This window comes from Macellibacteroides fermentans (genome assembly GCF_013409575.1).
In the GTDB taxonomy this organism is placed as follows: Bacteria; Bacteroidota; Bacteroidia; order Bacteroidales; family Tannerellaceae; genus Macellibacteroides; species Macellibacteroides fermentans.
The window spans coordinates 255,206-271,028 of record NZ_JACCCY010000002.1 but is presented as its reverse complement, the minus strand read 5'-3'; the positions used below and the strand labels follow the sequence as shown (position 1 = coordinate 271,028).

Below are 15,823 nucleotides of genomic sequence, written 5' to 3'. Positions count from 1 at the left end.
TAATATGAAAACATTCAATAAACTATTAATCGGACTAGCTTCTGTTGCGCTCGCGTTAACTGCGTGCAGTGATTTCGAAGACATAAATAAAAACCCCAATTCTGTTAGCGAAGAAAACGTGCAAGTGGCTCACTTGTTAAATAAATCGTTCATGGGGGCTCAGCAAAATCCGCATATCGCCGAACGTATCTTTGTACTTACATGGAAACGGGCAGCCCGGTTTGAACGGGCAAGCGGATTTACTATTGGAACCGACAATGACGGATGGAATACAGATTACTTTAGCACGGGTTATGCAGTTGGTTGGCTTAACCAGGCAAACCTGGCCGTAAACCTGGGTGAGAAAAGAGTGGCCGAAGGTGCTCCTGCTTACGAAAAGAATGTATTGCAAATGGCACGTATCTGGAGAGCCTATCTGATTACAGAATTGGCCGACAGCTTCGGACCTATTCCGATGCTGAACAAATACGACGGTACGGTTTCTCCCTACGAGAGTGTTCAGTCAATCTACACCTTTGTTCTTAAAGAGCTGAAAGAGGCAAGTGCCGCACTGGATCCGACTATCGACATGACGGCCATCAAAGGAACGAACAACCAGTCCGATCCTTACTACAACGGCGATATGGCAAAATGGCAAAAATATGCAAATTCATTACGGCTAAGATGTGCCATGCGTTTAAGCGTAGTAGATCCGGCTAAGGCAAAAAGTGAATTTGAAGATGCTGCAAAAGGAAGTCTGATTCTTACCCAGGCAGACATTGCCCAGGTTCAGGAAAGAGGCGGATGGACCGATCTGGACGGAGTTATGTCCCGCCCATGGAACGCTCAGCTTATTTCTCCTACTTTGAATAACATTTTCCTCGGTTTAGGAGGAATTGACATTCAAGTTCCCGATGATATGAAATCGGTAATCAAACCGGCAACAACCTATATGGGTATGAGACTTGACCAGCATCTACCTACATCGACCAATGATCCGAGTGCAGGTTATTTCTTCGACGGACTACCAGACAAGATTGACCCTCGTGCAACAGTGCTCTATAATATCCCGGGATATGATGATGGAAAGGTTTACTTCCCGAATCTGGGTTTAGCTACAGATGCTACACTTGCCAATCCGGCAACCGGTCAGATTGATGGAAACAGCATTACACTTATTACAAAATGGACATGGAATACATGGGTTGCTGGTAAATGGGATAAATACAGCTCTTTGTCAACAGAACTTACCGGAGCTGCTCAGAACTATCCGGCTATCTCCAACGTGTACAGACAGAGCACCAATAAAAGGGTTTGGTTCGGTCCTTGGGAAACCTACTTCCTGCTTGCCGAAGCAGCCGAATATGGATGGACTGTACCTGGCACTGCCAAGCAAAACTATGAAAGTGGAATTGCTGCAAGCTTCGAGTATCACGGTGTATCCCAGTTCCTGAATCAATACCTCACCTCGCAGGCATACAACAGAGTGGGAACTTCCGTAGCATTCGACCATACAGCCGAAGCTCAGCCATTTACTGTAAGCTATGTGGATGGATATACGAAGGAAAACAAAACAACGACCTACACGTATCCTAAAAATTCGATTTACAAAAACGGACAGTTCAACAACGATCATCTTACAAAGATTATCACGCAGAAGTTTATCGCGCAACATCCTTGGTTACCACTGGAAGCATGGAGTGACCACAGACGTTTGGGACTTCCATTCTTCGAAAATCAGGCTGTGGAAGTAGACTATAACCCCAGCAGTTATGAAGTTCCTCTAACCAAGGCTACTGCCAAGGAATGCCGTTGGGAATTCTATCCAAAACGTATGCGCTATCCGTCTAATATGGAGGTGAACAGTAAAGAAAGTTACCAGCAGGCAATCCAATTGCTGGGCGGCGACAATAATACGCAAACTCCGTTATGGTGGGTGATGAAAAAATAAAGGTTCAATAATCAATAAAGGGTGTCTGAATATTCAGGCACCTTTTTTTTATCTGTTATGCAGGAAACTTATTTCATTTAGTATCTTTGTTCCGATAACTTAATAAATGATCCGATGAAAGCATCTATACTGTATTTACTCTTCGCATTTATATTAGCCCCCATATCCGGAACGTTGTTTGCGCAGGAAGCAGGTAACAGGGTGTATCTGTTTGATTCCTTCAAACCTGCAACCGTTAAAATGAAAAACGGCAGTAAAGCTTCTGCCTCTTTTAATTACGATGGGAGCAAACGGGAAATGGTTTACTATGATAAGGAGCAACTGATGGTGCTGGACGGGTTGGAGCAGGTAGATACAATCTTTATCGAAAACCGGAAATTTGTTCCCTTTCAGCAGAAATTCAGGGAAGTTGTTCCGCTGACCGAAGGCGAATTACAGATTGACTGGAGTATGAAGCGGATCTTTCTGGGTAAGAAAGGGGCATTCGGACAAGTATCCCATTCGGGTACAGTACAAAATATAAACCCGGGATACCTTACAGGCTACCTGTCCACACAACATTCGAACGAAGGATCTAACCAGGTTTACTCTACTGTTCTTAAAAACACCTATTACCTTGTACAGAAAAGCAAGCCCAAAAAGTTTAATTCGCTTAAAACCTTTATGAGTCACTTTCCGGAAAATCAGCAGACACAGCTTGCCGACTTCATCAAAAATGAAAAGGTAGATTTCAATGTACCTGAAGATGTGGCTAAACTGGCCGGCTTCGCTGTTACACTGGAATAAACCAACGAATTAAAACTTCTTTTCGTTGGCCAGATTCCACATATTAAGGAACGACGCCTTGGTGATGTCCACTACTTTACTCCAGTTAATCTTATCCGAATGATCGCTGGGCATATGATAGTCAGGATGGCCATCCGTATGATACCAGATCACCGGAATATTCAGCTTGGCAAATGAGGCATTGTCGCTGCCACCAATCGGTTTATCCCATGGTCTGTAATTGGGTTTAAGCTTTAATCCATATTTGCTGATATCCCGCTTCAGCCAATCGCCGAACACAGGATGAGCCTCGGTATAGAAATAAACCACATGCTCCGGATTAGCCTCGTTGTTATTACGTCCGATCATGTCAAAATTGAGATAACCCTTCACCCGGTCGATATAGGGAAAGGATTGAACGAAATAGGAAGAGCCCAGCAAACCTTTCTCTTCGCCATCCCAAAATGCAAAGATCACCGTACGTTCCGGTTTTACTCCGGTAGCCAGAAAAGCCCGGGCAATCTGCAAAACGGCCGACACTCCAGACGCATTATCATCGGCACCATTATAAATCTGATCGCCTGCCAAGGCAGGATCCATTCCCAGGTGATCGTAATGAGCACCAACAATTACATATTCATCCGGATTCTTTCCTTCAATTTTTGCCAGCACATTATTTAATTGCAGACACTGATGCGTTTGCTGTTTCAATACAGCAATAGAATCGGGGTGAACCTGGTAACGACCTCTTTTCTGCCGCTCCCTGTTATATGCTTCGAACGGTTGATAGTAAGAATCCTGAAGCGGAGAAACGCCCATGGCCTTGAGGCAGGAAACAATATAAGCTCCGGCCAGGCGACCGCCTTTGAATCCGGCTTCACGCCCCTCCAGCAAGTCGTCCGCCAGAAAACCGATATGCGCTTCGGCTGTCTGTTGGTTAATGGTATTCAACCCCTTCACTTCGGGAGTCTGCGCTTGTAACAGGCTGTAAAATGGTCCGGAAAGTAAACAAACCAGCAATAATATCTTCTTCATCTTTCGATTGTTTTTTAGCGTTATCTATTGTGCCCAATAAACGGTTGTCAGCTTAACTGCAGCCATTGGCCTTTATTGAGATTTGGCACAAAGGTAAACGAAAAATTTCACTTTTAGTCGAGTAGGCCTGAGCATTTCAGCTCAAGCCTCTCACAGAACCGTGCGTGACAGTCTCCCGTCACACGGCTCTTCTTATTCAGTCTGATAAGATTACCATTTCTTGTTAGCAGTTGGAGTTACTCCCCACTGCCAGTGGTAAAAGAGTTTAGACTCTTTCCGGGAGATGTTTCCCAGCCAGTAGTAAGCCCGATAGGGTTTCCCCTTGAAGCGCTTGAACTTGGCTGTAACCCATCTGGCCAGATGTCTGTTTACTTCATCTAACAGGATTTTGAGTCGGGTAGGATAAAATTTACCATAATAAGTAATCCATCCCCGAAGCACCGGATTGATGCTTTTCGCCAGGGTTTCCAGCGATAGAAACAGTTGTTTCCTTGTTTTCCAGCTGCGCATCTTTTCACGGATGCGGTTGCAGGCCTTGTTGCTGATTGCCGGCAGAAAGCCTGTAAAGTTGATGCCATTTCTGCCTTTTGCCTTCCGGGGTCGGAAGGTGTAGCCAAGGAAATCGAAAGAGATTGTATCAAACTCTCCCTTTCTGCGGCTGTCTTTACAGTACACAATCTTTGTTTTGTCATCGTTCAACATCAGTTTACATTGAGCAAACCGTTGTTGAACAGCTACTTTCAGTGCTTCGGCCTGGGATTGGGTGGCGCAGTGACAGATGGTGTCGTCTGCATACCTTTCGAAGGGAATGTGCGGATAATACCTGCTCATCCACTTGTCGAAGGCGTAATGCAGGAACAAATTGGCCAGCACAGGTCCGATTACGGACCCTTGCGGGACCCCTTTGTCCCGGTCGATTTTACTTCCATCCTGCAGTTCGTAGGGAACTTTGAGCCACCGTTCGATGTAAAGCAGTACCCATACACAATCGGTGTGAAGTCTGACAGCTTTAATCAACAGTTCATGGTCAATAGAATCGAAGAACTTGCTGATGTCCATATCCAATACCCAGTTGTACTTCCAGCACCGCTCGCGTGCTTTGGCGATGGCATCGTGAGCAGAGCGGTTGGGCCGGTAGGCATAAGAATCCTCGTGGAAACAGGGTTCAATCTGTGGCTCCAGTATCATCACTGCTGCCATTTGAGCAATCCTGTCTCCTACCGTAGGTATACCTAACGGACGTTTATCTCCATTGGGTTTAGGTATTTCTACCAGTTTGACCGATGGAGGGAAGTAGCTTCCCGAACTCATGCGGTTCCAGATTTTGTAGAGATTGTCTTTGAGATTTTTCTCAAACTGCTCAATCGATACGCCGTCAATACCCGCACTTCCATGGTTTGCCTTGACTCGTTTGAAGGCATCCATGATTAAAAATTTAGAAATCTCATGCGACTTTGCGTTTTGCATTTGCATCCTCCTGTTTTAATAGTTGTACATTTACTACGCTTGAATAAGCTGTTCCCTTGGCTCCATTTCCATTACAGAAACTTCGTCGCTACTACGAAACAGTCCGCCCCTGCCTCCGGTCCTCGGTACGCTGGTTCTTGCAGGGCTTCTGCTTGAACTTCTCCCTTAACATCCCGGCGCAGGTTCCTGCGTTCCGTGAAAAAGCCTCTGTACAAGTCATGCTATCTTTGCACCGGATGCCACCCGGACCGTAAACAGGTTCCTTCCGGATTTATCCCAGGTCTGACACTAAAGACCCGGTTCTGACATCGTCTGAACAGTTTTCGATGCTTCATCAATAGTTCCCTTGCAGTCATCTCTTGTACAGTTACCTGACGATTTACATCGCCTTTTGGTGTATCGCTCACCACCTTGTCTCTTAAACAAAGCAACATACACTGGTTTGCAACCATCTCCTGCAAGACGGTTACGAGGGGCCTGCCCTCATCTCTTTCACAGTTACAAACATTGCCGCCTGCAATGTTTTCACAGCACACAGTGTCATCCATCATTACAAGATGGTATCACGTAGACGCTAACCCGATAATTACAGCCTTTTTATATACAACAACTAGTCCGAACCAGGTATATCCTTATTTTTTGGTCGTTATCATCTAATCTTTTCATAACGAACACTTATTCGTTTAACATATGTCTACTTTGCGTTGAACAGCTGTGTACCTTGCGTTGAACATATGTTGAATGCAAGGTACACAGCTGACAAACGATTAGTTCCCTTAAGTAAAAACAAGTAAACAATACTGTCTTAGAACTACGTAACTTAACAGAAAGAACTAAAGGAAGGAATACTTTATTTTTTATCTGCCGGAACCGCCCATGATATCGAGCAATTCGTTGGTGATGGATTGCTGTCGGGTTTTGTTATAGTAGACATTCAGGTCCGTTAACAGGCTATCTGCATTATCGGTTGCAGTCTGCATCGCAATCATCCGGGCACTATGTTCGGAAACATTGTGACTCAGATATACCGCATACAACTTATATTTCAGGTAGCGGGGATACAGGGAAGTCAGCAACTCCTCGCATCCGGGTTCAAAGATAAAGTTGGCATTTTGAATCGCCCACCTATCATCCGCTTCCGGATGAAAAGGAAGAAATGTCTCGCTGGTAAGAAGCTGCGTAGATTTACCATGATACCGATGATACAACAATACCACTTTATCTACGTTCCTTTCCAGAAACAGATCCATCAACTGCGAGGCCAGCTGGTTGGTTGTGGAGGGTGAAACTTCGTGCTCCCATTCGTCGGACATCTCCTGCAGAGGGTATCCCTCCCTGGCTAAAGCTTTGGCAATTTTCTTTCCCACAGGATAAATCAGGATCTCCATCCCTTTGTATTCGGCAATCAGCTCATTGGCCTGCTTAATCACATTGGCATTGAACGTTCCGCACAGTCCGGTATTGGACGAAAAGATCACCATGGCCACCTTTTTTACATCACGCACTTCAGAAAAGGGCGAATCAAAATCGTTTGCCCCCAGCTGAACATGCGCAAGCATCTCCTCCATTTTACGCTGATAGGGAAGTGCGTTTTCAATTAACCGCTGTCCTTTATGAAGCTTCGCCGAAGCTACCATCTTCATGGCCGAGGTTATCTTCTGGGTTCCCTGTACGGAGGTTATTCTATTTTTTATCTCTTTTAATGAAGCCATTTACATCCGTTTTTAATATGAAGAGGCGATATCCTTTGCAATCTCTTTCAGTTTAAGCTTGCAATCGTCGTCTATAACTCCCTCCTTTAACTTATCCAGAATGTCTGTACGGTGTTTTTGTTCCAGCATATTCAGGAAAGACTTTTCGAAAGCATGTACTTTAGATAATGGTACATTCTTCAATAAACCGGTTGTTCCACAAAATAGAATGGCAATCTGGTACTCCACCGGCATCGGATTATACTGAGGCTGGATAAGAAGACGGGTATTTTTCTGTCCTTTATCGATTGTTAAAGCTGTTACCTGGTCCATATCTCCACCAAACTTGGTAAACGATTCCAGTTCGCGGTACTGTGCCTGATCTATTTTTAACGTACCGGCCACCTTCTTCATGGATTTGATCTGGGCATTACCCCCCACACGTGAAACGGATATACCTACGTTGATAGCCGGACGAACACCTTGGTTGAACAGATCGGTTTCCAGGAAAATCTGTCCGTCGGTAATGGAAATCACGTTGGTGGGAATATAGGCAGATACGTCGCCAGCCTGTGTCTCGATAATTGGCAAGGCAGTAAGAGACCCTCCGCCTTTGACTTCCGAGCGCAGACTTTCGGGCAAGTCGTTCATATGACTGGCCACCTCTTGTTGGGCGATAATCTTTGCAGCACGTTCCAGCAAGCGCGAATGCAGGTAAAAAACATCCCCCGGGTAAGCCTCACGGCCCGAAGGGCGGCGTAAGATAAGGGATACTTCACGGTAAGCCACCGCCTGTTTCGACAAATCATCGTACACAACCAGGGCATGTCTGCCGGTATCGCGAAAATACTCGCCTACCGCAGCTCCGGCAAAGGGAGCGAAATACTGCATCGCCGCCGGATCGGATGCTGTAGCCGATATCACCACCGTATACTTCATGGCACCTTTCTCCTTCAGCGTATTTACGATGGATGCCACGGTAGAAGCCTTCTGTCCTATTGCCACGTAGATACAATACACAGGTTTCCCGGCCTCGTAATTGGCACGTTGGTTCAATATGGCATCAATAGCAATGGAAGTCTTGCCCGTCTGCCGGTCGCCGATAATCAACTCCCGCTGTCCCCGACCGATAGGAATCATGGCGTCGATAGCCTTTATCCCTGTCTGCAGCGGCTCATTTACAGGCTGTCTGAAAATCACACCCGGGGCTTTACGCTCCAAAGGCATCTCGTACGGCACGTTGGTAACCGGACCAAGTCCGTCTATAGCATTTCCCAACGCATCTACCACACGCCCCAGCAATCCCTCGCCTACCTGAATGGAGGCAATCTTACCTGTACGCGTAACTACATCACCCTCTTCAACCTTGTCGGTCGGCCCCAACAACACAGCGCCCACGTTATCTTCTTCCAGATTCATTACAATTGCCTTCATTCCATTCTTGAATTCCAGCAATTCGTTGGATTCTGCCCTATGCAAACCATAGATGCGGGCTACACCGTCACTTACCTGAAGGACGGTTCCGACCTCCGATAAATGTATATCCGGTTTAATATCCTGCAGCTGCTTCAGCAACACATCCGATACCTCTCCTATTTTCAAGCCATTGACCATAAACTCTCAATTAATCATAATACATTTGTAAATCTTTCCTGCAAAACACATGTAAATCTATCGTGCAAATCACAGGTTTTGCCGAATCAGCTGACTCCGTATGGAATCCAATTGCGACAGAACACTGGCGTCCAGCCGGTAACCATCGGTATCCAATATAAAGCCGCCTATCTGTTTGGGATCAATCACAACCGTAAATTCCACCTCATCGTGTGTTTTGATACGTATCAGCTTTTTGATCCGTTCGCTTGTTTCGGCATCTATCGGTTGTGCCAGTGTAAGTGTTATCGGTAATATATGTTTCTCCTTGCGGTACATGTCTATGTACTGGAGGCAGATATACCGTAACATATCTTCCCTTTTTTGCGATAAAACCAACTTGATAAACCTCGATGTGGAATTGCTTACATCGATTCCACAGGCCGTTTCAAGCAGCATTGCTTTTTTGCTTAGAGAAATGATGGGGCTGTTAAGCGAGTTTACCAAAGCAACTACGGCTTTCATCTGATGCAGAAGCATCAGCATCTCATTGTAAACTTGCGTTTCCTCCTTGTTTTCCTTAGCAAAAGAGTGCAAAGCTCTTGCGTACCTGACAGAAATATTACCTGTATACATTCCTACGATTTACTTAAAGTGATTTCGTCGATCAGCCGGCTGATAACCTCCTTCTGACCGGATTCCTTTTCAATTTTACCACGGATAATCTTTTCGGCAACGGCAACCGAAAGAGTTGCTATCTCTTCGCGCACGTCGCGGATTGCCTTGTTCTTTTCAAATTCAATCTGACGCATGGCCGAATCAATGGCCAGTTGTGTCTCTTTTTCCGCCTTTTCCTTTGCCTCTTTCAGAATACGCTCCTTTTCAAGCACCGTATCATTCAGTATGCTGGCCTGTTGCTGTTTGGCTCTGGCCAGTAATGTCTGGCATTCGTTTTCAATGGATGCCAGCTTAGCATTGGCCTCTTTAGCGGATTCGACCGATTGGGCAATAAATTCGTTCCTTTTCTCCACCCCTTTCAGGATCATAGGAAAACCAAACCTGGCAAGAATGAAAAAAGCAATTCCGAAAGACAAGATCATCCAAAACAGCAACCCTGTGTCTGGAATTAATAATGACATCTAATTCTTGTTATTATTGAAATACAACCAAAAAACATACAACAATTGCAAAAAGAGCAGTACCCTCTACCAATGCAGCCATAATAATCATGGATGTTCTGATATCTCCACTTGCAGAGGGCTGGCGTCCGATAGCTTCCATTGCCGACCCTCCAATTTTTCCAATGCCTAAACCGGCACCAATTACCGCTAGTCCGGCTCCCAAGGTTGCTCCTAACTTTGACAAACTCAATCCGGCTGCAGCAGCCTGCAATAAAATTGCTGATAACATACGTTTTAAACTTTAAATTAATACTAATAATCCTATTAATAATCAATGTCTTACGCGGGCTTGGCCAATATATACAGCTGCCAGCATCGTAAAAATATATGCCTGAATACAGGCAACTAATAATTCAATAAAATTCATAAACACGGTTAGCAAAACAGAAAAGACAGTCATTCCGCTGTGAACAACTACTCCAAGACTAACCGTTACAAAAATGAGGCATGTTAACCCTAAAATGATTGTATGACCAGCCATAATGTTGGCAAAAAGACGAATCATTAACGAAAAGGGTTTTGTAAAAACCCCAAATATCTCCACAAAGGGCATAATGGGTATTGGAAACTTGAGAAACAAAGGGGTATCCGGCCAATATATTTCTTTCCAATAGTGTTTAGTTCCAGCCACACTCACAACAACAAATGCAGATAAGGCAAGCACCATTGTGAAAGCGATGTTACCACTGACATTGGCTCCAAATGGAAAAATCGGGATCAACCCCATCAGGTTATTTATCAAGATGAAAAAAAAACACTGTAAGCAGGTAAGTTGTGTACTTAAGATAATCATCGCCTATATTTTCTTTAATAACTCCATCTTTTATAAAAAGAATAAGCATTTCAATCATACCTTTCCACCCTGAAGGAGCTTCCAGTGGTTTATTTTTATACCAATTGGCAAGCTTTAATACAATAAACAAGAGTATAAAAGTAGACAACATCAAACCTAATACATTTTTAGTGATAGATAAATCAAAAGGTCTGATTTCATCTCCCGCAGTATTCCGTTCCAAAATCTTACCTTCGTATGCTCCTGATGATGCTATAAAGAACCCATTGTATGCTTTTCCATGGCTTAGTTCTGATGAAGGAAACACAAACCATCCTCTTTCGGGACTATGTACAATAACCGGTAATGGAATGGCTATCTCTTTATTGTCCCACTGAGTAATATGCCATTCGTATGAATCTTTTATATGCGAAAAAACTATTTCACCTACGTTGACCTCTTGAGACATTGTTTTACCCAAACCGGCGATTATCAAAAACAGCAAAAACAACACTGATCTTTTTTTATTATCTTTCATCCTCATATTTCTTTTTCATTCTCCTTTTTTCGTACAGATAAAACATATACGTTTCAAAAAACATGCAAATAAAATAGAACAACATAACAGTGAGAGCAAAAGAGCGTAGACTATCTCCTATAAATACCATGTAAACCCATAAGAACACGATAGTAAGAATCAACTTGACCAAACGGGTTATCATGTATGATGTTACAACAGAATCAGGTCGTTTTCTATTAGCCTTTTCAAGAACAATTAACATGGTTATCTCTAGTAAATAAAAATAAATCGGAATTGCCGGAAACCATGCAAAGTAATGAGTATGCCATATGGTGTTTAACAAACCGCCTAATGATACACCTACAACCGAATACACCCAGGTTACAAAAAGAAACAACCTGAATCTTAATCTTCCCATTGATTTGAAATGTTCCATTTTATCTTCTTTTTAGTATAGTTAGTCTGTGCATACATGTATGCCTGATCCAACAACCTCCACCACTCCTCCGGCAACTTCAACAAGCCGGGTTTCTCCGTTATGTTCGATCCGGATGACTCCTTTGGAAAGGACAGCCAACAAGGGAGCATGATTGGGTAAAATCATAAAATCGCCCATTAATCCGGGAAACAAAACCGAATCTGCTTCCCCATCAAATACACTCCCCTTGGGAGATACGATTTCCAGCTTCATCCTCAGTCTTCTTTTGCGTCTTCCAACAATTTCTTTCCTTTTTCGATTGCCTCGTCGATGGTTCCCACATTTAAAAATGCTTGTTCGGGAAGGTAATCCACTTCACCGTCCAGAATCATACGGAATCCACGGATCGTGTCTTCTATCGGAACCATCACGCCCTGAATACCGGTAAACTGCTGAGCCACGGTAAAAGGCTGCGACAGGAATCGCTGTACACGGCGTGCCCGGTTAACAACAGTGCGGTCGTCGTCCGAAAGCTCTTCCATTCCTAAAATGGATATAATATCCTGCAACTCCTTATTTCTTTGCAGAATCTGCTTTACCCGTTGGGCGGTCTGGTAATGATCTTCACCCACAATAAGCGGATCCAGAATACGGGAAGAGGATTCCAGCGGGTCCACCGCCGGATATATTCCAAGTTCCGTAATCTTCCGACTTAATACCGTGGTGGCATCCAGGTGACTGAATGTGGTAGCCGGAGCAGGGTCGGTTAAGTCGTCCGCCGGCACATACACCGCCTGAACCGAAGTGATAGATCCGTTTTTAGTGGAGGTGATCCGTTCCTGCATCGCCCCCATTTCGGTAGCCAATGTGGGCTGATACCCCACAGCCGAAGGCATTCGTCCCAGCAAAGCCGACACTTCGGAGCCTGCCTGGGTAAATCGGAAAATATTATCGATAAAGAACAGGATATCTTTGGCTCCGGAACCATCGCCGGCATCACGGAAAGATTCGGCCACGGTTAATCCGGACAAAGCAACCGACGAGCGGGCGCCGGGGGGTTCGTTCATCTGACCGAACACCAGGGTGGCCTGCGACTTGGCAACTTCATCGTAATCAATCTTGGAAAGGTCCCAATTACCCTCCTTCATGGATTTTACAAACTCATCTCCGTAGCGGATAACCCCCGACTCGATCATCTCGCGCAGCAGGTCGTTACCTTCGCGGGTACGTTCGCCCACTCCGGTGAATACGGAAAAACCATTGTGTTTTTTAGCTACGTTATTGATGAGCTCCATAATCAGAACCGTTTTTCCTACTCCCGCTCCGCCAAAAAGACCGATCTTTCCTCCCCGGGGATAGGGCTCCAATAAGTCGATCACCTTTATACCGGTAAACAATACCTCCTGGGTGGTGGTAAGATCTTCAAATTTGGGAGGCTGACGGTGGATAGGAAACGCACCATCCTTGGAAAGTGACTTCATGCCATCAATCGAATCGCCTGTTACATTCATTAATCTACCCTTTACCTGATTGCCGACAGGCATGGTAATAGGCATATAGCGGGAAACGGCCTTTAATCCCCTGCTGATACCATCGGTACTATCCATTGCAACCGTGCGGACCGTATTTTCACCGATATGCTGTTGCACCTCCACAATAAGAATCCGCCCGTCCGGACGGGTAATCTCCATTGCATCATGAATTCTGGGTAATGCCAATACCTTTCCTTTCACTCTCTCAAAATGCACATCAACCACAGGCCCGATTACCTGCGAAATAGATCCTGTTATTTCTTCCATGTTCAATAATTTTCAATAAATCTGCGGGTACCGGCTAAATTAATAGTGAGTGTACCAAACTGTTTGCCTTATCTTGCTAAATATACCAATAACCTAAGTGAATTACAAATGTAGTTGGTTTAATTTTAAAACAGAAGGTCAATTTTAGCTTTAAAATGGTCTCATCCGAATATTCCGGTTTAAAATCCTTTAATTTTCGTTTAATTCTGTATCAAATTCAAAATAAAAGCTACACATTGAAACTAATCATACATTTAAAAGATGAATAACATAAACTGATAAGCACAAGACAAAACATCCGGGCTTGTGATATTAAAAAAGATAAAATTACAGATTGCCGCTTTAAATATCGGATGAACCCGTTTGTTATGTGCGTAAAAAATCTTTTCTTTGTATAAAAGAAGAAGAATATGGACAAAATGGTAGAAATTGCCCGTTTTCAGAATCAGGCTGAAGCATTTATGCTCCGTAGCTTGCTTGAATCTGAGGGGATAGAATGTTACCTCAAAGACGAAATTATCAATCAGATGTATGGAGGTTTTGTCGATTTCGGAGGTATTAAAGTTCAGGTTATGGAAGATCAGGTTCCTCATGCCATGGATGTTATGCAGGCCAACGGTTATGAATTACCCAAGGAAGACGAGGCAATTGCCCCACTCGCCCCTATGTCCGGATTTGTTGGCAAGATTCCATTCTTAAGAAAATTTGCACTCGAGAAGCAACTGCTTATCATTCTTATTGTTACAGCATTATTACTGGCACTGCTGGTATATGCCGGATCTATTTTTTAATATAAACAACCTCTTGTAATGGCTCGAAGAAAACTAACTGATAGTCAGATTGTATGCCTCACTCTCCTATGGGGAGTACTCGCCTATATGCTTTTAAGCTACAGCAAAGTAATAGATTTTTCCGTAATTTTTACACTTATTGCTTCTGCAATCATTGTGTTTGTGCCCATTTATAAAAATAAAAAGAAAAAGGAAAACTAACATTTTTATAGTTTTATCGAATAATAAAATCGAAATGCTATTTTAATGCCTTTTTTTCTTTCAAATATTTGCCAATACAAATATTTGAACTATCTTTGCCGCGTCTTTACAACAAGACGCGGCGCATAACAAAATGGTATAACATTAAACTAACATTCTATGAAGGCGAATGAAGTATTGGATACGTTAAAAAGACGTTTCCCAAACGAACCTGAATATCATCAGGCGGTGGAAGAAGTATTATCTACAATTGAAGAAGCTTACAACCAACATCCGGAATTTGAAAAGAACAATCTTATCGAACGTCTTTGCATTCCAGACAGAGTATTCTCTTTTCGTGTTACCTGGATGGACGATAAAGGCTCTATTCACACTAACATGGGTTACCGGGTTCAACATAACAACGCAATTGGTCCGTACAAAGGTGGTATACGCTTTCACTCTTCAGTAAACCTTTCAATCCTTAAGTTCCTTGCTTTCGAACAGACATTCAAAAACTCACTTACTACATTACCTATGGGTGGTGGTAAAGGGGGTTCCGACTTCAACCCGAAGGGCAAATCGAATGCTGAAATCATGCGTTTCTGCCAGGCATTCGTATTGGAATTGTGGCGTCATATCGGTCCGCAGACAGACGTTCCTGCAGGCGACATCGGTGTAGGTGGCCGCGAAGTTAGCTATATGTACGGTATGTACAAGAAACTTGCCCGCGAAAACACAGGTACATTTACCGGTAAAGGTCTAGAATTCGGCGGATCTCTTATCCGTCCGGAAGCAACAGGTTACGGTAATGTTTACTTCCTGCTTGAAATGCTTAAAACACGCAACATCGATATAAAAGGTAAAGTAGTAGCTGTTTCCGGTTCTGGTAACGTAGCACAATACACCGTAGAAAAACTGATCGAACTGGGAGCTAAAGTGGTTACCATGTCGGATTCAAACGGTTACATCTACGATGCCGACGGTATCGACAGCGAAAAGCTAGCTTATATCATGGAACTGAAGAATCTGTACCGTGGCCGTATCAAAGAATACGCAGACCACTACGGATGTAAGTTCGTAGAAGGCGGACGTCCATGGAGCGAAAAATGCGACATTGCCATGCCAAGTGCTACACAGAACGAATTAAATGGCGACGATGCCAAGACATTGATTGCCAACGGTTGCTTCGCAATCTCTGAAGGAGCCAACATGCCCTCTACCCCCGAAGCCGTTGAAGAATTCCTTGCAGCCAAGGTTCTTTATGCCCCGGGTAAGGCAGCTAATGCAGGTGGTGTTTCTGTATCTGGTCTTGAAATGACACAGAACTCGATGAAACTTAGCTGGAGCCGCGAAGAAGTTGACGAAAAACTAAAGAGCATCATGAATTCAATCCACACACAGTGCGTACAATACGGTACAGAAGCCGATGGTACTGTAAACTATGTGAAAGGTGCAAACGTAGCCGGCTTCATGAAGGTTGCAAAAGCCATGATGGCACAAGGTATATTATAATCAATTTACTTTTTCAACCTCAGTATTGAGTGTATTTAGATTAATGATCATAAAAAGGAATACTCTGTGAAGGGTGTTCCTTTTTTAATGAAATTACCATCAAGGAAAAGACCGGATTCTTAAAATATAAAAAACTGTTTTTTTTGAGGTGTCAATTATTGTAGTA

General features: G+C 43.8%; 16 protein-coding genes and 1 pseudogene. 5 read left to right on the top strand and 12 right to left on the bottom strand.

Annotated elements, in window-relative coordinates:
* The first annotated feature begins 4 nt into the window (after positions 1 to 4).
* Together F5613_RS06190 and F5613_RS06185 are read left to right on the top strand one after the other, a co-directional pair.
* Entirely contained in the window at positions 5 to 1,930 is a 1,926-nt protein-coding gene (locus tag F5613_RS06190; protein ID WP_179399114.1) for a SusD/RagB family nutrient-binding outer membrane lipoprotein, read from the top strand.
* 114 nt (positions 1,931 to 2,044) lie between these two features.
* Complete coding sequence (locus tag F5613_RS06185; RefSeq protein WP_179399113.1) at positions 2,045 to 2,716, top strand: hypothetical protein; 672 nt, start codon at positions 2,045 to 2,047, stop codon at positions 2,714 to 2,716.
* 9 nt (positions 2,717 to 2,725) lie between these two features.
* Here the strand turns inward: F5613_RS06185 and F5613_RS06180 are convergent, their stop codons facing one another.
* The 12 genes and pseudogenes from F5613_RS06180 to atpD all read right to left on the bottom strand — a co-directional run bounded on the left by F5613_RS06180 (position 2,726) and on the right by atpD (position 13,171).
* Positions 2,726 to 3,730, bottom strand: coding sequence for a M28 family metallopeptidase (locus tag F5613_RS06180; RefSeq protein WP_179399112.1), 1,005 nt, complete (start codon positions 3,728 to 3,730; stop codon positions 2,726 to 2,728).
* A gap of 210 nt (positions 3,731 to 3,940) precedes the next feature.
* Positions 3,941 to 5,197: a group II intron reverse transcriptase/maturase gene (gene ltrA, locus F5613_RS06175; protein WP_179399111.1), complete on the bottom strand. Its 1,257-nt coding sequence runs from the start codon at positions 5,195 to 5,197 to the stop codon at positions 3,941 to 3,943.
* A gap of 221 nt (positions 5,198 to 5,418) precedes the next feature.
* The gene (locus F5613_RS06170) at positions 5,419 to 5,748 is read right to left on the bottom strand and encodes a hypothetical protein (RefSeq protein WP_179399110.1); all 330 of its coding nucleotides are present in this window, start codon (positions 5,746 to 5,748) and stop codon (positions 5,419 to 5,421) included.
* 306 nt (positions 5,749 to 6,054) lie between these two features.
* Positions 6,055 to 6,909 carry an ATP synthase F1 subunit gamma gene (gene atpG / locus F5613_RS06165; protein WP_179399109.1) on the bottom strand — a complete coding sequence of 285 codons (855 nt, stop codon included), beginning with the start codon at positions 6,907 to 6,909 and terminating at the stop codon, positions 6,055 to 6,057.
* A 12-nt stretch (positions 6,910 to 6,921) separates the two neighbouring features.
* Positions 6,922 to 8,502 (bottom strand): F0F1 ATP synthase subunit alpha, encoded by a 1,581-nt coding sequence (gene atpA, locus F5613_RS06160; protein WP_179399108.1) that lies wholly within the window; start codon positions 8,500 to 8,502, stop codon positions 6,922 to 6,924.
* Positions 8,503 to 8,571: 69 nt separating this feature from the next.
* Positions 8,572 to 9,117, bottom strand: coding sequence for a F0F1 ATP synthase subunit delta (locus tag F5613_RS06155; protein ID WP_079683668.1), 546 nt, complete (start codon positions 9,115 to 9,117; stop codon positions 8,572 to 8,574).
* A 2-nt stretch (positions 9,118 to 9,119) separates the two neighbouring features.
* Positions 9,120 to 9,620: a F0F1 ATP synthase subunit B gene (gene atpF, locus F5613_RS06150; RefSeq protein WP_179399107.1), complete on the bottom strand. Its 501-nt coding sequence runs from the start codon at positions 9,618 to 9,620 to the stop codon at positions 9,120 to 9,122.
* 13 nt (positions 9,621 to 9,633) lie between these two features.
* Positions 9,634 to 9,891 (bottom strand): ATP synthase F0 subunit C, encoded by a 258-nt coding sequence (gene atpE / locus F5613_RS06145; RefSeq protein WP_179399106.1) that lies wholly within the window; start codon positions 9,889 to 9,891, stop codon positions 9,634 to 9,636.
* A 42-nt stretch (positions 9,892 to 9,933) separates the two neighbouring features.
* Positions 9,934 to 10,978: pseudogene (gene atpB, locus F5613_RS06140) on the bottom strand (F0F1 ATP synthase subunit A).
* Complete coding sequence (locus F5613_RS06135) at positions 10,962 to 11,390, bottom strand: hypothetical protein (protein WP_179399105.1); 429 nt, start codon at positions 11,388 to 11,390, stop codon at positions 10,962 to 10,964. The pseudogene atpB and the gene F5613_RS06135 overlap by 17 nt, the downstream one beginning before the upstream one ends.
* Before the next feature lie 21 nt (positions 11,391 to 11,411).
* Positions 11,412 to 11,645 carry a F0F1 ATP synthase subunit epsilon gene (locus tag F5613_RS06130; protein ID WP_079683663.1) on the bottom strand — a complete coding sequence of 78 codons (234 nt, stop codon included), beginning with the start codon at positions 11,643 to 11,645 and terminating at the stop codon, positions 11,412 to 11,414.
* Positions 11,646 to 11,647: 2 nt separating this feature from the next.
* Entirely contained in the window at positions 11,648 to 13,171 is a 1,524-nt protein-coding gene (gene atpD / locus F5613_RS06125) for a F0F1 ATP synthase subunit beta (RefSeq protein WP_179399104.1), read from the bottom strand.
* Between the two features lie 410 nt (positions 13,172 to 13,581).
* Between atpD and F5613_RS06120 the strand changes: the two genes are divergently transcribed.
* The 3 genes from F5613_RS06120 to F5613_RS06110 all read left to right on the top strand — a co-directional run bounded on the left by F5613_RS06120 (position 13,582) and on the right by F5613_RS06110 (position 15,657).
* Positions 13,582 to 13,962, top strand: coding sequence for a putative signal transducing protein (locus F5613_RS06120; RefSeq protein ID WP_179399103.1), 381 nt, complete (start codon positions 13,582 to 13,584; stop codon positions 13,960 to 13,962).
* An 18-nt stretch (positions 13,963 to 13,980) separates the two neighbouring features.
* Positions 13,981 to 14,163 (top strand): hypothetical protein, encoded by a 183-nt coding sequence (locus F5613_RS06115; RefSeq protein WP_079683656.1) that lies wholly within the window; start codon positions 13,981 to 13,983, stop codon positions 14,161 to 14,163.
* A gap of 159 nt (positions 14,164 to 14,322) precedes the next feature.
* On the top strand, positions 14,323 to 15,657 hold the full coding sequence (locus tag F5613_RS06110; RefSeq protein WP_068182590.1) for an NADP-specific glutamate dehydrogenase: 1,335 nt from the start codon (positions 14,323 to 14,325) through the stop codon (positions 15,655 to 15,657).
* Positions 15,658 to 15,823: the final 166 nt, after the last annotated feature.